14 protein-coding genes and 2 tRNA genes are annotated in these 19,090 nt (G+C 34.3%); 6 read left to right on the forward strand and 10 right to left on the reverse strand.

All coding sequences use genetic code 11. The features are described from left to right. Positions 1-81: 81 nt before the first annotated feature. The 6 genes from AAGD65_RS00885 to dnaE form a co-directional block, all read right to left on the reverse strand. Positions 82-153 (reverse strand) — tRNA-Met (locus tag AAGD65_RS00885). Further along, complete coding sequence (gene purB / locus AAGD65_RS00890; protein ID WP_264682931.1) at positions 144-1,445, reverse strand: adenylosuccinate lyase; 1,302 nt, start codon at positions 1,443-1,445, stop codon at positions 144-146. The genes AAGD65_RS00885 and purB overlap by 10 nt, the downstream gene beginning before the upstream one ends. Positions 1,446-1,557: 112 nt before the next feature. Beyond that, on the reverse strand, positions 1,558-2,082 hold the full coding sequence (rplI, locus tag AAGD65_RS00895; protein WP_264682932.1) for a 50S ribosomal protein L9: 525 nt from the start codon (positions 2,080-2,082) through the stop codon (positions 1,558-1,560). A gap of 3 nt (positions 2,083-2,085) precedes the next feature. Beyond that, the gene (gene rpsR / locus AAGD65_RS00900) at positions 2,086-2,364 is read right to left on the reverse strand and encodes a 30S ribosomal protein S18 (RefSeq protein WP_010402759.1); all 279 of its coding nucleotides are present in this window, start codon (positions 2,362-2,364) and stop codon (positions 2,086-2,088) included. Continuing rightward, a complete protein-coding gene (gene rpsF / locus AAGD65_RS00905) occupies positions 2,364-3,137 on the reverse strand; it encodes a 30S ribosomal protein S6 (RefSeq protein WP_029237619.1) in 774 nt (257 codons plus the stop codon). The genes rpsR and rpsF overlap by 1 nt, the downstream gene beginning before the upstream one ends. Positions 3,138-3,185: 48 nt before the next feature. Further along, positions 3,186-6,506 (reverse strand): DNA polymerase III subunit alpha, encoded by a 3,321-nt coding sequence (dnaE, locus tag AAGD65_RS00910; protein WP_341810944.1) that lies wholly within the window; start codon positions 6,504-6,506, stop codon positions 3,186-3,188. A 199-nt stretch (positions 6,507-6,705) separates the two neighbouring features. Here dnaE and AAGD65_RS00915 point away from each other — a divergent pair, with 199 nt between their 5' ends. Further along, positions 6,706-8,028: an ankyrin repeat domain-containing protein gene (locus AAGD65_RS00915; protein ID WP_264682935.1), complete on the forward strand. Its 1,323-nt coding sequence runs from the start codon at positions 6,706-6,708 to the stop codon at positions 8,026-8,028. A 190-nt stretch (positions 8,029-8,218) separates the two neighbouring features. On the opposite strand, the gene AAGD65_RS00920 is transcribed toward AAGD65_RS00915, so the two are convergent. Then, positions 8,219-9,187: an LD-carboxypeptidase gene (locus AAGD65_RS00920; RefSeq protein WP_264682936.1), complete on the reverse strand. Its 969-nt coding sequence runs from the start codon at positions 9,185-9,187 to the stop codon at positions 8,219-8,221. Continuing rightward, positions 9,187-9,804: a lipoyl(octanoyl) transferase LipB gene (lipB, locus tag AAGD65_RS00925; protein ID WP_264682937.1), complete on the reverse strand. Its 618-nt coding sequence runs from the start codon at positions 9,802-9,804 to the stop codon at positions 9,187-9,189. Before lipB ends, AAGD65_RS00920 begins: the two co-directional genes overlap by 1 nt. A 220-nt stretch (positions 9,805-10,024) precedes the next feature. On the opposite strand from lipB, the gene AAGD65_RS00930 reads away from it, so the two are divergent. The 3 genes from AAGD65_RS00930 (at position 10,025) to AAGD65_RS00940 (ending at position 13,740) form a co-directional block, all read left to right on the forward strand. Further along, positions 10,025-11,788, forward strand: a complete 1,764-nt coding sequence (locus tag AAGD65_RS00930; RefSeq protein ID WP_264682938.1) for a hypothetical protein — start codon at positions 10,025-10,027, stop codon at positions 11,786-11,788. A 273-nt stretch (positions 11,789-12,061) separates the two neighbouring features. Further along, positions 12,062-13,237 carry a phage portal protein gene (locus AAGD65_RS00935; RefSeq protein WP_264682939.1) on the forward strand — a complete coding sequence of 392 codons (1,176 nt, stop codon included), beginning with the start codon at positions 12,062-12,064 and terminating at the stop codon, positions 13,235-13,237. 53 nt (positions 13,238-13,290) lie between these two features. After that, positions 13,291-13,740 (forward strand): ankyrin repeat domain-containing protein, encoded by a 450-nt coding sequence (locus tag AAGD65_RS00940; RefSeq protein ID WP_264682940.1) that lies wholly within the window; start codon positions 13,291-13,293, stop codon positions 13,738-13,740. A 69-nt stretch (positions 13,741-13,809) separates the two neighbouring features. Here AAGD65_RS00940 and AAGD65_RS00945 read toward each other — a convergent pair whose 3' ends face one another. Continuing rightward, on the reverse strand, positions 13,810-16,290 hold the full coding sequence (locus AAGD65_RS00945; RefSeq protein ID WP_264682941.1) for an AsmA-like C-terminal region-containing protein: 2,481 nt from the start codon (positions 16,288-16,290) through the stop codon (positions 13,810-13,812). Positions 16,291-16,644: 354 nt separating this feature from the next. Further along, positions 16,645-18,141, reverse strand: a complete 1,497-nt coding sequence (gene murJ / locus AAGD65_RS00950; protein WP_264682942.1) for a murein biosynthesis integral membrane protein MurJ — start codon at positions 18,139-18,141, stop codon at positions 16,645-16,647. Positions 18,142-18,285: 144 nt separating this feature from the next. Between murJ and AAGD65_RS00955 the strand changes: the two genes are divergently transcribed. Next, positions 18,286-18,361: transfer RNA gene (locus AAGD65_RS00955), tRNA-His, on the forward strand. A gap of 136 nt (positions 18,362-18,497) precedes the next feature. Beyond that, a complete protein-coding gene (locus AAGD65_RS00960; protein ID WP_264682943.1) occupies positions 18,498-19,058 on the forward strand; it encodes a hypothetical protein in 561 nt (186 codons plus the stop codon). The last annotated feature ends 32 nt before the right edge of the window (positions 19,059-19,090 follow it).

Here is a 19,090-nt window from a genome sequence, read left to right on the forward strand (position 1 = left end):
AAAAAAACTTCAGTTAATTGACAATGAATCACGTTATTTTGTCAAATGCGCTGCTATCGCCAAACCATAGCTTAGCTTGAGTGGCTGAGGAGGGATTTGAACCCCCGACCAAGAGATTATGATCCTCCTGCTCTACCACTGAGCTACTCAGCCTCATTAAAAACCTTGCTATATATATGATCTACATGTTTCGTATAATACTTCAAATCAAACAAAGATTCAAGTTTTTTAGAGTTAATAACTTCAAGTAAGGATTTATCTTGTTTCAGTTCGGCCAGAAAATCACTATTGTTTTGTTTCACTTTCATTGCATTGCTCTGAACAATTTTATACGCCTCTTCCCTCGCCAAACCACTATTTACCAACTCGAGTAATACTCGTTGTGAAAAAACCAAGCCTTTTGAAGAATTTAAGTTCTTTTCAATGTTTTCCTTATTGATCACCAATTTATCTATCAAATCTGTTAATCGTACTAAAGCAAAATCCATTGCTATACAAGCATCAGGAGCAATGCATCTTTCCACAGACGAGTGCGATATATCTCGTTCGTGCCATAATGCAACATTTTCTAATGCAGGAAAAACATAGCTGCGTATTAAGCGTGAGAGCCCAGTCAAATTCTCACTTAAAATAGGATTACACTTATGCGGCATAGCAGAACTTCCCTTCTGACCAGTGGAAAAATACTCAGAAATTTCTCCAACTTCAGTTCTTTGCAAGTGACGTATTTCAACGGCAATATTCTCTATTGAACTTGCAATCACTCCTAAAACTGAAAAGAATATTGCGTGTCTATCACGAGGAATGACTTGAGACGATATGGTTTCAGGTATAAGTCCCATTTCTTTCGCTACATACTCTTCAACAAACGGATCAACATTTGAAAAATTACCTACTGCACCTGATATTTTACAAATCGAGATCTCTGTTTTCGCGCTAATTAATCTCTGATAATTGCGTTTAAATTCAGCATAAAATCTAGCAAATTTTAATCCAAGAGTTGTTGATTCTGCATGCATTCCATGACTGCGCCCAACACAAACAATATTTTTATAGTCCTCAGCCTTTTTTTTCAGTGCTGCAAGTATATTTTTTAAATTTTCGAGCAAAATATCACATGATTCCTTTAACTGAACCGCAAGGCATGTATCTAAAACGTCAGAACTTGTCATTCCATAATGAAGATAACGAACATCAACTCCCGCTTCTTCAGCAACATATGTTAAAAAAGCTATAACATCATGTTTTACAATGGATTCAATTTCGTTAATACGTTCAATATCAAATTCAATAACATCAGAGAGCTTCTGAGCAACACTATTTGGAATCACTCCTAACTCTGCTTGAGCTTCACACGCTAATTTTTCTATTTTGAGCCATATATTAAACTTATTTTTTTCTTCCCAGATGGAAGACATTTCTTTGCGGCTATAGCGTGGGATCATTAGATGATCCCTGTCTTATCTTTGAACATACTAGACCCCAGTGTGTAACACTGGGACGACAGAAAAAAAAGGCACTGGAATGACAAGAGTAGTTGAAATATTTTATTCACTGCTATTCGTTATTTGTATCTTCCTGTTGCTCAGATTTCTGATTTTGCAACTTTACTTGCCTCAATTCATGTGCATCTTTTTCAGATCTTACAACGTATATAGTAATTGGAACTATCACTTTACTATGTAATTCTATATTTACTTGATACTCGCCCAAATTTTTGATACTTATTCCACCAAAAGATAAACTATGATGACTTATATTATATCCTTCTTGTAATAAAGTTTTTGCAATTTCACGTGTGGTTACAGAGCCAAAAATCTTTCCATCCTCTGAAGCTTGCTTTATTAATATAATAAATTTATCATGCAGTGATGATGCAAGCACTTTTGCTGCATTTAATTTTTTGATATTTTCTTCTTCCAATAATAAACGCTGTTCCTCTAACTTTATTAAATTTTCCTTAGTGGCTTTCATCGCCTTTTTTTGTGGAAAAAGAAAATTACGTGCATAACCTGGCTTAACTTTGACAACTTCACCAAGCTTACCTAAAGTTGTTATATTTTCCTTTAAAATTATTAACATAAATTACCTAACTTTTTTAGTACAGTAAGGAGCAAGAGCTAAAAAGCGTGCTCTTATAATTGCTAAGCGCAACTTTCTTTGTTTTCTTGCGCACACACCTGTTAACCTTCTAGGTAATATTCTACCATAGTCAGAGGTGAATTTGGACAATAAATCTATATTCTTATAGTCTATGTCCTCATCTTTAGATGCAGTAAGAGGACAGACCTTAGGACGCCTAAAGCCAGTTCTGTTATTTACAGACACGTAAGAATTATTAAAACTATTTCGTCTTTTCATCATTATGCACTTTTCTCCTCAATTTGTTTATCCAGCATGTAAGATTTACCTTTAAAAAACTCATTAACCCGTACAGACAAGTGGCGAATAATATTCTCATTCAGTTTTACTCTACGCTCAAATTCATCCATAATGCTTGAAGTAAAACTTATACACATCATACAGTAATGACCACTTTTCATCTTATTTATTGGGTATGCAAAATCCAATAGACCCCAATATTCATATTTTATCAATCCTGAAGCTTCAATATTTTTCAAAAGCACTTCCAGCGTTTTACTCAATTGATTTGAGTCTACTATTTTAAAACTTTTTAAAACCTCTTGAAGGGGCTTTATTAGATGTTGTGAAATATTTTCCTTAAAAGCATTTACTACATTATAGATAAATGCACTTTTAGTGTTAGCTCCTGGAAGGTCCATAAAATTTTGTTTTATTCCCGTATCACTTAGTTCATTTTTCAATTCTTTATCGATTCTTGACTTTATTTCTTTTAAATTTGAGAAATCTTCTTCCAATTCAACCCATAAAATTTTTGTCAGAGTTTCCAAAAAATCAGAGTAAACAATCAGACTTTTTTTAATGCTTTCAGTACTTGCCTCTAGCTCTTGTTTTGTAACTGTGCTATGTTCTCTTTCTATGAGACCTTTAACCTCCTGAGAAATAACATCTGCTTTAATATTTTTCAACAAAATAGCCAATTCTTGGACCATTTCTTCTACTTCTTGCTGCAATAAGTTCGGTTGTGCTATAAAAGTAAATTCATAGAGATTCACTATATCTTCCTTTAATATCAATTAAACACTTTATTATATAAAACTTTTTTATATAAGCAAGTTATTTGTATTAATTTCTACGCCTTCAATCCAACTTAAGTGAGATATTTCATAAATAGCTTGGGGGGTGATTGAATATGTACCTGGCAACAAGATGCTGACTTTATGTTTTTCGAGAAGAAACTTTAGCATTATTTTGGTTTTGCCTCCATTTTTCAACACTGAATTCAACTCCTCAGCAACTTTTTGCGAGTCTGCACATACAGCAGTTAAAACTAATCCTTTCATTAGAGAAGTAACCTTTTCTGTAAATTCAGATATGTCCTTTCCTGATAGTCTCGTTGTGTTTTCTGAAATTTCAAGATCAATTATCACAAATGCTCCAGGTGAAAATAGATTCCTTTTTTCTTCTATTATTTCATTATTGTAGAATGCTATTTCAGAAACATTGTGGGGATCAGAAAGTGTTAGGATAACAAATCTTCCACGTTCTGAGGTTCTCATACGCACATTTAATATTACACCAGCAGTTTTTATCGTTTTACTCTCTCCGATAAACCCAATATTTAATTTTTTCAAGAGAGTTCTAAACTTTTCAAGTGGATGATTAGTTAAGTAAAATCCCAATGAAAATAACTCATGCTCTAATTTTTCCTCTTCATTAAAATCTTCCACGTTCTCAAGTTTTGGCTTCAGAATATCAAGATTACCAAATAAAGCAGCTTGATTTGACTGCCTATTTTTATTTGCAAAGTAAATCAATGTGTCTATTGACTCGTATAACTGCTTTCTATTTTTGTGCACACTATCGAATGTTCCAGATTTAATTAAACTTTCTAGCGCCCTCTTATTTATCATATGACCAGAATTTTGAATAAATTCCCATATGTCCTTATAAGGTGCATTTACTATTCCTTCTGCTATAGCAAAACCAACATTACGCAAAGCAGCAATTCCGTAGCGTATGTGCTCACCCTCTATTGAAAATTCAGCCTTAGATTTGCTGATATCAGGTGAAAGAACAGCAACTCCACTGAATTTTGCAGCATGATAAAACAAATTCAGTTTGTCTCTATCATCAATGTTGAGATTCATCAAGGCCGTAAAAAATTCTAGCGGGTAGTTAGCCTTAAGGTAAGCTGTTTGGTAAGATATAATCGCATATGCTGCAGCGTGGGATTTATTAAATCCATAACCAGCAAATTTTGCAACAAGATCAAAAATATAACTTGCCCTGTCGTAATCAACACCGTTTTTTGTTGCTCCTTGAACAAAAAGTTCACGTTGTTTATCCATCTCTGCCTTAATTTTCTTACCCATGGCACGTCTGAGTAAATCCGCCTCTGCTAAGCTATATCCAGAGAGAATACGCGCTATTTCCATTACCTGTTCTTGGTAGATTATTACTCCGAATGTTTCTTTTAACACCTCCTCAAGCAATGGATGAATGTAATCTGGCTTTTCAAGTCCATGCTTTCTTGCAACATAAGTTGGAATGTTATCCATAGGCCCTGGGCGATAAAGAGAAATTAAAGCGATGATATCTTCAATGCAGTCTGGCTTTAGTTTGATTAAAGCTTCTCTCATTCCCGAACTTTCAAGCTGAAACACTCCGATTGAATCACCTCTTGAGAGCATTTCATAGGTTCTTTGATCAATCAAAGAAACCGAGGAAATATCAAATTTTTTTTCATCACGATTAATTAAACGACATACATGATCTATTAGTGTTAGCGTACCAAGTCCAAGAAAATCAAATTTTATTAACCCAGCTTTCTCTACATATTTCATGCTGTATTGAGTGATTGGCAGAGCCGAGTTTGGATCATAATAGACGGGAATAAAATTTTCTAATTTTTGATCGCATATTACAATTCCAGCAGCATGAGTTGAAACGTGACGATATATTCCTTCGAGCTTTAGTGATATATCAAGAAGCTTTGCAATTACCTCATCACTATCTCGTTCTTTCTGTAGGTTTTGATCAAGCTCTATCGCTTGCGATAAAGTTACAGGATTTACTGGATTAAATGGAACCATTTTAGATATTTTATCCACTTGAGAGTAAGGCATTTGCAATACTCTACCAACATCACGCAATACTGCCCTTGCTTGCAATTTTCCAAAAGTGATTATTTGAGCAACATAACCGTACTTTTTCTGAACATAATCAATAACCAGGTCCCTTTTCTCTTGGCAGAAATCGATATCAAAGTCAGGCATCGATACACGATCAGGATTTAAAAATCTTTCAAAGATCAGACCAAACTTTATTGGATCAAGATCTGTAATTTGTAAGCTCCAAGCAACAATCGATCCAGCACCAGAACCTCTTCCCGGTCCAACTGGAATGCCATTTGCTTTGCTCCAACGAATGAAATCAGAAACTATCAAAAAGTAGCCAGCGTAGTTCATCGAAGTTATTACGCTTAGTTCGTAATTCAGCCGATCGTAGTATTGTTTAAGGTCTATGTCCGTTTCATTTGCAATGCGGAATTCTAATCCTGCAACTGCCTGCTCCCTCAGTTCTTCATTCTCAGTTTTATTTTCTCGACAAGGAAATTTAGGCAAGATAGGCTGCCTGCTTCTTGGCATGTAAGAGCACCGCTTAGCTATCACTAAAGTGTTATAAATTGCTTCGGGAATGTCGCTGAACAGTTCCTCCATTTCTGCCACAGATTTGAAGTAATGCTCGGTAGTTAACTTCTTTCTGTTATTCTCCAGGGCATAACTGCCCTCCGATATGCACGTTAATATATCATAAGCTTCATAATCAGATCTATTTGAAAAAAACACATCATTCGTTGCAACTAGTGGTATATTGCGCTGATAAGCAAAATCTATTAAAGCTTCTTCAAGCTCTAGCTCTTTATTTAGCCCATGACGCTGCAATTCAACATATAAATGACCATCGAATGCTGAGAGCAGTCTTTTTATCGTTTCTTTATCTTGCTTCAATAACAGTTGAGCCAATATGCCGTCATATCCACCAGTTAAGGCGATTAGGCCTGAACTTAAATTTAATAGCTCATCAAAATCAACGTAAGGAATATCGCTGTTATTCTTGCGCTTTTTAAAAGACTCACTCACCAAGGTGACTAAATTAGTGTACCCTTGTTCATTTTTTGCAAGTAGGAGTATTGATAAATTTTGTTCTAAGTGTCGAACGATAATATTGCATCCTATTATTAGCTGTATTCCCCTACTTGCTGCATATTCTGCAAATTCAAGTGAGCCAAATAAGTTACCTGAGTCAGTAACTGCAACTGCCGGCATTTTGTTCTGCAAACAAAGACCAATCAGCTCCTCAATTTTAACCGAACTCTCAAGCAGAGAATAAACGCTATGAACACGCAAGTGTATGAACATAAAAAACTTTAGATTAGCAATAAAAGGATAACATTAATTTGCTCGTAGGGATATGAAAAGGTCTAACACTGAAATAACACAAAGAGGCTATTTGAATCTAATTTACTATTCACAATCCCGGTTATTAGCTTGTTTTAATTGACTTTTTATCATAATTATGTAATAATTAAATAACTCTTTTAATATTGAAGGTAAAATCATGACAGGAGAATATGAATCACTGAAAACAGTACTGAGGACGATTGAGGCTAAGAAAGATTTAAATAAAGATAATATAATTGATAAAATAAAAACAGAACTAGAGGAACAGGATCAAGATCTATATGAAGAGTGGGAGGAAGATGAATTTGGTGTAAATCATGGATTTAGCTTAAATATTTCAGGGATAGAGTACTCAAAGCTTCCATTATTAATAATAGCTGCTCAGAATGTTTACACTCAGAATGTTTACACTCAGAATGGTTACACTCAGAATGGTTACAAAAAGACAGTAGAGGCTTTAATTAAAGCAGGAGCAAATGTTAACGCAGTGGATCAATGTAAAAGGACTCCTTTACATCATGCTGCTTTGAATGGTTGCGTAGACACAGTAGAGGTTTTACTCAAAGAAGGAGCAAAAGTTGATTCAGTAGATCAATATGAAATGACTGCTTTGCATAATGCTGCTGAGAATGGTCACAAAGAGATAGTAGAGGTTTTAATCAAAAATAAAGCAGATAATATTGATGCGAAAAATTGCAATGGTAGTACTGCTTTGTATTGTGCTGCTTTAAATAATCACGCAAATATAGTAAATACTTTAATCAAAGCAGGAGCAGATGTTAATGAGAAAGATATAAGTGGGTGGACTGCTTTGCAGTGTGCTGCTAGTAATGGCCACGTAGACACAGTAGAGGCTTTAATCAAAGAAGGAGCAAATGTTAGCGCAGTGGATAAAGATAAAAGGACTCCTTTACATCATGCTGCTAGTAATGGCCACGTAGACACAGTAGAGGTTTTAATCAAAGAAAGAGCAAATGTTAACGCAGTGGATAAAGATAAAAGGACTCCTTTACATCATGCTGCTAAGAATGGTCGCGTAGATATAGTAAATGCTTTGATCAAAGCAGGAGCAAATGTTAAAGCAGTAGATAAAGATGGAATGACTTATTTAGATTATGCTGAGAAACATACTAAAAAGTGTGCTGAAGAAAAGTATGCTGAAGGTTATGCTAAGAGTGAAAGCGTAGTAAAAGCTCTATCAGATGCAGCTTTTGTGAAAGCACGTAATAAGGCAATGATTGCTGGTGGAGTAACTACATTATTAGGCACTGCTATAGCAGTGGCACTTTTTACAACTGGAACAATTACAGCTCAGTTGATACCTATCGTTATAGCAGTGGTTGCAGTTACAGCAGCAGCACTGGTAGTTGGTTGTGCTACATATGAATTACTAAAGCCTAGTACTAAAGTTGATGGAGCAGAGAAACCATCTGCCGCCTTAATAAATGGACAGCAGGGAGTTACTAGCATTCCTTCATAGTAGAGCGCGTGACGCAGGTTCCTGGATCCCAGTACTGGGATGACAACGAAGGGGCTGCTTGAATAACAACGAAGGGTTATTTGGATAATAGCCGTACTTGATCTGGATTCCAGTGTCTAGGCACTGGGATGACAAGGGGGATACTAGGATGACAACGAAGGTGCTGGAATGAAAGGAGTGTTAGATAAAGCTACTTGTATAACTGTTGCACATCCATAAACTCCTTCTCATCTTGAACGCTAATGGTAGTGTGAGTGTTGAAAGGTAAAGGGTCATTTATATGTCCATGGCCTACTTCTTTCATTGTAAATACTGGAAAGTTGACACTTTTTGCAAACCTTTCTTTTACAATTTCAACAAGATTATCATTATAACAGTTAACAAAGTCACCGAATATTACTGCATCTACTCCATCAAAAATATGAGCTTGTTTTAGGTGATCTAAACTTCGCTCAATTGAATATGGATAAACTTTTATGTCTTCTAAAAATAGAATTTTGTTTTTTGCGTTTATTTGCCAAGCAGTTCCTATGCTATTTTCAACCAAAGTCATATTACCACCGATGATTTTAGACTCTAATTTGCCATTTTTTAGTCTAATGCCATTGTCGATCATTTTTAGGTTATCAAATCTGATAGAGTTGCGTTGCTTAAGAATTAACTCTTTTAATTTTTCAACAGAGCTTTCAGCAACAGAGTTATTTACTATCATTTCCAACATGGTGCCGTGAAGAGTTTGCCAATCATATTTAACTTGCAGATAAATATGTAAAGCAGTGATATCACTATAGCCTATAAGAATTTTTTTGTTTTGAGCAATTCTTTCTTTTTTATCATTGGGCAGCTTTTCTAGGTAAGGAATTAGCCGAGAAGCCCCTTCTCCTCCTCTGATACACCAAATTATTTTGCTATCATCAGTGAGCGCATTAACCAAATCATTCGCTCTAAACTCATCAGAGTTAGAATAAAATGGGTTGTCATTACTGTATATTTTCTCCGAAATGTGAGGATTAAAACCCAAAGTTTTTACGTATTCTCTTATAGTAGGCAGATCTGATTCTTTTCCTTTCGAAGAAGGAGCAATAATATCAACTTGATTGAGTGTGTGTGCAGGATTAGTGAGTAAAAGGCATAGAAAATAAAGAATAAAGGAATACATTAAAATATCTTATGAAACTCTTGCTTTAATATATCATCTAATTCGCAAAGAGAAACTTTTACTCCTAGTTTTTCCATTGATGTAACGCCGTAATCTTTTAGTCCACAAGGAATAATACCCTTATAGTGGGAAAGGTTTGGAGAGACATTAAGTGCTATGCCATGATAAGTTACCCATTTTCTCAAGCGAATGCCAAAAGCTGCTATTTTTTCTTCTACTCCGTTGTTGTTCACCCAAATGCCTATTCTATCTTCCTTAAATTCCCCAAGTATATTAAAGTGTTTTAAAACATTTATGATCCAATTACTTAGGTCTCTAATGTAGAGCTTTATGTCGCATTTGTTTCTTTTTTTAAGGTTTAGCATTAAGTATATAATGCGCTGCCCTGGTCCGTGATATGTATATTTACCACCCCTACCTGTTTTATATATAGGAAATAATTTTTCAATAATGTCATCATCTGTTGCACCGATTCCTGCAGTATAAAGTGGAGGGTGCTGGAGTAGCCATACTAACTCATCAGATAAATTATTGTAAATTTGTTGAATTTTTGCTTCCATGAATTTCACAGAATGGTTATAATCAGTAAATTGGTTAGAGGTTAGCCATTTTGTCATATTTAATTTCTTTCATTCAGTTTTATATTACTCAATAATTAGCTTAGCTTTCAAGTAAGTTTAGGTTGTTGTTAAGCCTTCCATGCAAAGTCGTATAACGAAAAACTTGCCACTGTCTGGTGATAATGAAAGACTTGACATTTATTACTAAATACACCATTATTAATAGATATTTAACATTTGGATTAAAATTTTTTTAGTTTTTTTATAGGAGAAAGTTATGCCAGATATAAATATAGGCAAATTACATATTACAGATCCGGAGTTTGAACAAAAAACTCAGCTTCTTGAAAAACATTTACGCGATAGAACACTGCAGCCTATAAGCGAGTTCAAGAAAGTAAGAGAGAAAGAAGCGGGCTACAGCTCAGGGTTTCAAGCAGAGCACGAGTATAGCGACAATGAAGGTGACAAGGCAGCTTTCATGATTAAGTCTGTTCTAAACCATACTCTGACAGAAGAGGAAAAACAGTCTAAACTAGAACAATTCAAAAAATCCTTTTATAAAGGATCAAGAAAAGCTGCAAATTATAAAGGATCAAGAAAAGCTGCAGAATTGCAAGATTCTTATTTGTTAGATTTTGTGATAGATAATATGATTCATTCATCATGGCAGAACGTAGAAAGCAATATATGTTATGACGACTTAAATATTGCTGATTTTATCAGGGAATATGTTGCTGGTGATTTATATAAGCTGTTTTTATATGACAGAGCTCCAATTGTTGAATTGGTAACAAATAACGATTTGCCAAAGGAAAGATTTGCTAATGGTAATGATCAATTTAAAGAGCGCATTGAGCAAGAGAAAAATCAAGGGCAACTTCATTTGAGATCAAAGTTTTTGGACAAATTTACAACATTAATGGATCTTCAGGAAAAAGGCAAAAATTACCAAGATGCAAAAGGTTTTGAGAAAATATTAGCTGCACAAATATTACTCGGGGAAGCTGATACTATACAACCAGAAAATTTTGGTGTAATAGAAAAGGAATATGAAAATGCAAAGGGTGAAAAAGTAAAAGAAAAACTCTGGGCAAAAATTGATCATGGTAGGTCACTTTACTATTGTGTTAACCATTGTAGTCAAATCCTCTTGCGTAACCTTGAAGCCTTGTATGGAATTAAAGTGGATTATAAAAAATTGGCACTTGAGTTAAGCGCATATGTTAGGACTATATCTGAAAACGAGGAACTGATTGATAGGTTAATAGATAAAAAAGCTAGTAGTTTAAATCAACTTCTAAACCCTAAAATGAAGTTTACTCTTAGATATATTTCTAGTAACATGCCGGCTGTTTTTTGTAAAGAAGTGTTTAGTTACTCAGCTGAGTCTAAGGGGTTTGTATCTGATAAGGGTAATAGTTTAGGTAGTTACTTTAAGCAGAGGTTAAAGAGTCAAATTCAGACTATGAGAGAGTATTCAGAAGTGCTACATGTTACATCAGCAATTGGCAGCGATTTTAAAGATATTATCGACTTATCAAGAGAGTTTTTTATGTCTCAGTGCAAAAATCCGCTGATTTGGGCAATAGAAACAGATAAAAAACTTGATGATAAGCACCCTATAATCTGGGCAGTAGAAACAGATAAAAAACTTGATGATAAGCACCCTATAATCTGGGCAGTGGACAATGGTAAAAAAATTGAAGGAAAGAAACCAGGAAAATGTGCAGCAGAGCATGGTTTTTTAATTAATGGAAAAAATCCTGAAATTTTTGCAAGTAAGGTACAGTCAGTGAAGTTTGTAAACAAAGCATCACTCCCAATTGCTGGGCTGGCGATTGTTGCTTGTAATGGTTTTATTATTGCAAATCTAAGTATGGCATTGATTATCTCCGCAGTTGCAGTTGCGTTAGTTGCTGCACTTATTGTTAAGCCCATTGCTTCATATGTACAAAGAGATTTGTTACAAAATAGTATTGTAAGTAGAAGTCTTAACAATCCAAAAGTTGAGGGATTTCAAGAAGAGCTTCAGCTTTGATAACAGCTTTTCTGGTTTCTTTAACGATGGTGTAGTTGAAGTAGTCCATGTTTGTCATCCGAGTAGCTGACACTGGTATCCAGCTTTTCATACAATCTAGTCAAAGGTGTTCGTTCTGGTATAAAACAGCTATGCTCACCAGTTAAGTGCGCTATCTACAATTAAATTCTTGGATCCCATTGTCAGCTACTCGGATGACATCATTCTTGTAACACTAATTGATATAATTCAACTACAATTTCAAATTTTTAACAAAATTTTCAGGAGGCACATATGAATTTTAACATTTTTCAAAGAAAGAAAAGCAGTGAATACTCTGCTTTGCAACTAATGATGGAACCAAGTTGGAGTAGGCGCGATTATGCAAGTTTTGCTGAGGAAGGCTACATAAAAAATGTCATTGCCTTTCGAGCAATTAATATGATCGCAAGTGCTGCATCTGCGGTACCTTTTACTCTCTGTCAGATTACTGACCAGGGAAAATCACAACTAAAAGCGCATCCATTACTGAAGTTACTTTATTCTCCTAATCCAATGACATCAAAATCGGAATTTATTGAGGGGATTGTGACTTATCGATTAGTTAACGGCAATTCTTATATATTGATGATTGAGCCGCAGAACAAACCAACAGAGCTTTATCTTCTGCGCCCTGATAGAGTTGAAATTATTCCAGGGAGAAGTAACGTTCCTTATGCCTATCGTTATACCGTAAATAACAACAATTATGACTTTAAAGTTGATAAATTGACTGGGCGTTCAACAGTACTGCATCTTAAAACCTTTAACCCTTTGAATGATTGGTATGGACTTTCACCAATTGAGGCAGCTGCATATAGTATAGATCAGCATAATCAGGCTGGTGCTTGGAATCAGGCAATGCTGCAAAATGGAGCAAGACCAAGTGGTGCAATAGTTGTAAAATCAGAAAAGGATGGAAGTGGTGGAAATTTAAGTCAAGAGCAGTACCAACGCTTAAAAGCACAGATAAATGATCATTACTCAGGTCCTGTCAATGCTGGAAGACCTATATTGCTTGAAGGGGGCCTAGAGTGGAAGGAAATGAGCTTATCACCGAGGGATATGGATTTTATTGAGTCAAAACATAGCTCAGCTCGTGATATTGCGCTAGCTTTTGGCGTTCCGCCTCAGTTGCTTGGCATACCAGGTGATAATACTTATAGCAATTTGATCGAAGCACGTCTTTCCCTTTGGGAACAGACGATTTTACCAACGCTAGAAAATATTATTTGTCACTTAAATTCTTGGCTAGTGCCCAAGTTTGGCAAAGATTTATGTTTGTCATATGATAAAGACGCGATAGAAATTCTAATGGAGAAAAGACAAAAGATGTGGAAATACGTGCAAAACGCAAGCTTCATGACGCTCAATGAAAAAAGAGAAGCTTTTGGCTTGCCACCGTTACCCGGTGGTGATAAGTTGAATTGATATTTATATAGTGTAGATATTTATACTAAGCTGTAATAAACTGGGGGTATTTTATGTATCAAGAACAAGGAAATTCAGTAAGTAATTCTCGATTTACTCTTCCTCATATAGAATTGTTATCGACATGCAAAGCGAATGTTAATGCAGCAGATCATAAGGGTGCTACTCCCTTACATTATGCTGCTTGCGGAAACCGCTTAGAGGAAATGAAATTATTGCTTAAAAACGGAGCGAGTGTTAATGCAGTAGATTATAATGGCGCTACTCCCTTACATTATGCTGCTTGCGGAAACCGCTTAGAGGAAATGAAATTATTGCTTAAAAACGGAGCAAATGTTAATGCAGTGGACAATTCTGGTTTTACTCCTTTGCATTTGTCTGTTTGTGAAGGCTACAGGGAGATAACACGTTTATTGCTTGGAGAGACAGAGAGTCCAAGCACAAGCTGCAGCGACGCAAGCATTGAGAATGTACAAACAATCAATCAGTTTTATCATTGGTGAGAGTAGAACATCTTTTACTAAGGTCTAACTTAAAGATAGATGGTCCCTTAAATCCTACATCTAAATGAGTTAACTATTTTTCTTGCTAACTAAGGTGTTGTAAATTTGGTCTACATCAAAACTCATCTTAGGGCACCAAATAGGGCCATCTAAGTGTGCCTCGATATAAAGAGGACTATTGTGATTTGGTAGTATGAAAAAGAGTCTGAATATAGAAGTTAAGGAGAAATTAGATAAGATTAAATTAGAAGAGATAGAACCTGATGCTTGATCGGTACTAAACTGTGAACTAGTTGAACATACACCACTGTTAATACTTACTTTTCCATTAATATTTTCAAAAAGCGTACTGCCATTATATATATCAACGTAAGCAAGCTTGGAAATTTCAGGTTTATTCTTACTGCTTAACAACTTAGTGATGAATGAATTAAAATCCACATTTGTAAACTCTATTTTCTGTGCTTGAAAGTTTACATTTCCTGATAAGTTACTAGCCCAATCATCAAAGCTTGTCCCTTGAGTTTTGATTTCACCACTTAAGCTTATCTTGCCATTTATGTTATTAACTCCTATAACTTCCTTGGTGTCCAAATTTGCAATAGAAAATTTTGTGTGAATTGAGCCTGCTTTTAGATAACCCTGAAAAAACATTTGTCCATGTTCTAGTATGTAACTTATCTGTTTGATAGTGATAGTGTTGTTTCTTATCACTGTATCCAAGTTAAAATCTTTTAAGACGTTTTGCCCAATTTTAAATTCTGTAGTTTTGATTTCCACGTTTGCATCAAAATCTCCTTTCTCATCTAAAAAATTAAGCTGCTTTGTTGACCATTGAATTTGATTTATTTCATTTCTTGAGTTTCTTTTTACCTCTAATAGTTTTGGTAATTTAAAGATATTTCCATTAAATTTATTACCTGTAAGGTTTACGTCTAATAAAGGCTTAGTGTATTTTTGATCCACTAATATTTTTACACTACCGGTAATGTCGAAATTTTCTCCGAATAACTTTATTTTATCTGCAACTAGCTTGTTCTCTTGTATTTTTAATGAAAAATCCAAATCTTCAATTTTTGTACCATTGAATATAGAATCTTTAACACTAGTTCTTATATTTACATCATATTTAAGATTTTTCAGCCATTGCACTTTGCTGAATAATGAATAATCATATTTATCTATATTAATGTTATGTATGCTAAATTTACTATCGATCATATTGTGTTTTTTTGTGTGATTTACCTTAATTGATCCTTGCCAAGATTCTTTGTTATTTAGCAATCTGATATCTGAAAGAGATAATATTCTAGGTGCTAAATATAGTTTAGAACTTGCTGTAAATTGACTTTTCTCTCTTTCTTGCATCTTGATAGAAGGTAAAATATGTGAGATGAACGACTCACCCTTTATCAATATATCACCATTAAATTCAGACAAGTTGCCATTGTTTGAAACTCTTCCTGATAAGCGAGATATATTATTGGTTCCAGGAAATTGAAGAAGAGTATCAACGTTTATTTCGCCATTAGCAAATTTTAGCGTAGCATGAAATTTGTCCAATATCCTGTTTTGATATTGAATATTTGAAGCTTCCATATTAAAATCCAAGCTCAGGTTCTTTGGCACAACCTCTCTAAAAGATTCTAAAAGACCCTTCATATCTGTTGTTTTGTGTGAGCCGTTTTTTAGGTCAACTTTACTAAAACTAATATTGATATTAGTATGATCACTTTTTCTATCATTTTGTATTATACCAGTGCCTTGCATGCTTTTGGACTCAATTTTTAAATCAGTTGCCGTAAACTCGCTTTCATTGAGATTGATATTGGATGATATCTCAATATTTTCGCTGGGAATCACATAAGAAAGGAAGCTAAGATTAATGATTTTTGCTAAATTGCTCACAGAACCGGAACTGTTATTGATTGTCAGTGTTAAATTACCCTGTTGATTTCTATTACCTTTAAATAGCAAATTTGCAAAATTTGAATCAACACTAATGTATACATTATTTTTTGTGACATTAACCTTTCCAGAAAAATCGTAATTGTTGTCACCAATCTGTACTTCACCAAAAAACTGCTTATTTTTTTTTATAGCAACTTCCTTGATGTTAATAGTATCGGCGTTAAAACTTATTTGGCTGTCCTTTATTAATATATCAACTATATTATCATTGGCTTTCGTATTTATAATATTAAGTAAATTTTCTTTGTTGCTTTTCATGCCCAAAAATGAGATTGACTTTGGTTGCAATGAAAATGAAAACAACGATGGCCTTATTTCAATTTTTTTTGCACTAATTAAATCTGATAATTTTTGTTCCTTGTTTTTGTTATATTGTACATATACATTGTAAATAGTAAGTTTTGGAGTAATGAGCGAAACTTCAATTTTTCCTCCAACATGTACTTTAGCATCATACGTCTTCTCTAACTCTTTTACGATATATTCTCTGTAGCCACTCCAATCCTTAAAAGTTGCAGCAACGTGCATGAGAATTAATAGCAACGAGATTGATAATATGGAGTATAAAGAAAGTTTCATAATAGACCTCTCATTCCAGCATCCCTTCTCTTCTTGTCATCCCAGTCTGGGGTCCAGGAAATTTGATTAGACATTAAGTTAATTAGCAAAAAAGTAGCTATTCTTATTTTAAAACACAGCATTTTTACATGAGAAGCTGGTCTGATGAGCACTGGGTTCCCAGTGGAAATTGCTCTCAAACCACAACACTCATACAGTTGTGTGTGTGACACTGTGATCCAGTGTGACTTAAATAAGGTTTTCCAGATTATATAATCGACAAAATTTCTGGATCCCAGTGTCAAGCACTGGGATGACAGGAATAGGTTATGGGATGAAAGGAGTGGATATTGGAATAGTAGCTGAAATGACATATTATACATATTTCAAATTATTCAAATTTCCTCTCAAAATTAGGTAAAGAGTGCTAGAATAAATAATAACACTCAAAGCTATTAAAGTTACTAAATAAACAATACGAGCTAGCCCTCTATCGAAAAACAACCCTGCTGATAAGTAATTAGAGAGATAAAGAACTATTGACATAACCAATGTTGCAGTGAGAATTTTTACAATATTTAGTAATAATGCTTGGCTAATCTTATACATCTTATTTATTGTTAAATAATTAATCAATAAAATAGAATTTATCCAAGTGGAAATGGAAGTAGCAATAGCAATTCCTATATGTTGGTATTTGTTCATTAATATGAGATTTAGTATTACATTAATTCCAAGGCACGTTAATGAGAACATAGTTGGTATTTTTAGCTTTCCCCTAGCAAAGAATGTGGGTAGCAATACTTTATTTATAATAAATGCGGGTAAAGAAAGAGAAAATGCTACTAATGTAGGAACAGTTTGCTGCACTGCATAATAATCAAATCGGCCGTAAGAAAAAAGCGTAAGTAAGATTATGTCAGGAATAATGATAAAAGCAGCAGTTATTGGCATAATTAATATTAACCCTATATTAAGGGCCTTGTTCTGTATTTTGACTATATTCTCAGTATCATTTATTCGTTTTGAAATCAGAGGAAGAAGTACTGTACCAATTGCAGTGCCAATTACTCCTTGCGGTAGTTGATTTAGTCTATCGGCATAATATATATAAGAAACTGCATTTGGTATAAAACTCGCCATGATTGTGTCAATCCATACACTTATTTGTATTACACAATTGTTGATAATTGCAGGTATCACACGTTTAAAAAATAATTTTACTTCGTTACTTAATTCTAAACTAAAAGAAAAGAAAGCCTTTAATTTGTATGCACTAAATATTATTAAAAGTAGCTGCAAAATACCTCCAATCAGGACGGCTATAGAAAGGTTATGAGCCGGTGTTTCAATGTAAGGTAAAAACAAACTGATGATTAAACAGAGGTTCAAAATGATTGGTGAAATAGCTGTTGAAGCAAAATGCTGTTTTACTTGCAACATTCCACCAATAAGTGATGCGATTGACACGAAGATTATGTAGGGCATCATAATTTTCGACAAAGTTACAGTAAAGGTAAATTTATTTTGGTCAAATCCAGGAGTGAAGATTTTGATCATGTAAGGGAAGAAGGTTTGTGTGATAAGGCAAAAAATTACTAGAATAATAAACGTAATGGATATTACACTACTTGCGAAATTAAATGCCTTTTTATTATTATATGACTCTGCAGAGTATAATGGTATGAATGAGGTAGTAAATGCTCCCTCTGCAAAAAACGATCGAAATAAATTAGCAAAGCGAAACGAGGAAAAGAATATATCTGCAAGAGAAGTTGCACCAATAACCGTAGCAATCAATACATCTCTTATTAGCCCTAAAATTCTTGAAATAGCTGTAAAAAAACTAAATGTGAAAATACTTTTAAACATATCACGATTTCAATACGATTAACTATAATGCTAAAAGCATAAATGAAAATGTTTATTCGCTAAACTTAAAACTCTATGCAAAAGTAGGTAGCTTAAATAATTAATTGACTATTTATGCTTGTGTGTTAGAAATTTTATACCTTGGCGGGCGTAGCTCAGTTGGTAGAGCGTCAGTTTGTGGTACTGAATGTCGCCAGTTCAATCCTGGTCGCTCGCCCCACTAAAAATTTCCACTTTACATAAATATAAACATTAGATATTTTTGCACGGCCGTTAGCATTCCTTGTTGCTCTAGTATTTAGATGGCGGAGGGGAAGTTTGCGATTTAGAGTAAAAATATTAGTGAGAGGGATTGTATGTATATTTGTTTGTTAGCTTATAGTATAGTGTCAGCACTAGGAGTATTATCTTGGTGGTTAAGTTTTGACACTTCATCACCTTTAGCCATAGGTGGAATTGCTGGTTGTATAGCTCCAGCATTGATTGCGGTTTTTCACGTAGGATGTTTGCTATATAAGTTTTGCAAAAGAGATCCTGTTGGGGAAAAGCATGAAAAAGCAGCAATTCTTTTGAGTATTACTATATCTGCAAGTGCTATAATTGGAATTACACTTACTGCAGGTGCAGCTTCTATTTTTCCTAATCCAATAATAGGATTTACATTTATAGGTACAATAATAGGTCTAATAGCACCGATTTTAGGGCTTTTTACAACTGTAGCTATAATGCATTGTGTAGATAAAACAGCAATTACATCTGCAGTAAGTGCAATTTCTATTACAGATTCTACATATGTCAAAATATCTCAGGAAGAAGAAGTAGATGAATGTATTACCTTTCCGGAAGAAGAAGTTAATAAAAGTATCATCTTTCCCAAAGTTGAAAAAGTTTTTTCTGCGAGAGAGACGGCAGTTTGAGCTAAGTTAGTGTGCAATGTTGTAATCTGTAA

Origin of the sequence: Wolbachia endosymbiont (group B) of Chesias legatella (assembly GCF_964026945.1) — a bacterium.
GTDB lineage: Bacteria > Pseudomonadota > Alphaproteobacteria > Rickettsiales > Anaplasmataceae > Wolbachia.

Coding starts and splice junctions, on each gene's coding strand:
- purB (WP_264682931.1), bottom strand. CDS start 1,445: ATGATCCCACGCTATAGCCGCAAAGAAATGTCTTCCATCTGGGAAGAA.
- rplI (WP_264682932.1), bottom strand. CDS start 2,082: ATGTTAATAATTTTAAAGGAAAATATAACAACTTTAGGTAAGCTTGGT.
- rpsR (WP_010402759.1), bottom strand. CDS start 2,364: ATGATGAAAAGACGAAATAGTTTTAATAATTCTTACGTGTCTGTAAAT.
- dnaE (WP_341810944.1), bottom strand. CDS start 6,506: ATGTTCATACACTTGCGTGTTCATAGCGTTTATTCTCTGCTTGAGAGT.
- AAGD65_RS00915 (WP_264682935.1), top strand. CDS start 6,706: ATGACAGGAGAATATGAATCACTGAAAACAGTACTGAGGACGATTGAG.
- AAGD65_RS00920 (WP_264682936.1), bottom strand. CDS start 9,187: ATGTATTCCTTTATTCTTTATTTTCTATGCCTTTTACTCACTAATCCT.
- lipB (WP_264682937.1), bottom strand. CDS start 9,804: ATGACAAAATGGCTAACCTCTAACCAATTTACTGATTATAACCATTCT.
- AAGD65_RS00930 (WP_264682938.1), top strand. CDS start 10,025: ATGCCAGATATAAATATAGGCAAATTACATATTACAGATCCGGAGTTT.
- AAGD65_RS00935 (WP_264682939.1), top strand. CDS start 12,062: ATGAATTTTAACATTTTTCAAAGAAAGAAAAGCAGTGAATACTCTGCT.
- AAGD65_RS00940 (WP_264682940.1), top strand. CDS start 13,291: ATGTATCAAGAACAAGGAAATTCAGTAAGTAATTCTCGATTTACTCTT.
- AAGD65_RS00945 (WP_264682941.1), bottom strand. CDS start 16,290: ATGAAACTTTCTTTATACTCCATATTATCAATCTCGTTGCTATTAATT.
- murJ (WP_264682942.1), bottom strand. CDS start 18,141: ATGTTTAAAAGTATTTTCACATTTAGTTTTTTTACAGCTATTTCAAGA.
- AAGD65_RS00960 (WP_264682943.1), top strand. CDS start 18,498: ATGTATATTTGTTTGTTAGCTTATAGTATAGTGTCAGCACTAGGAGTA.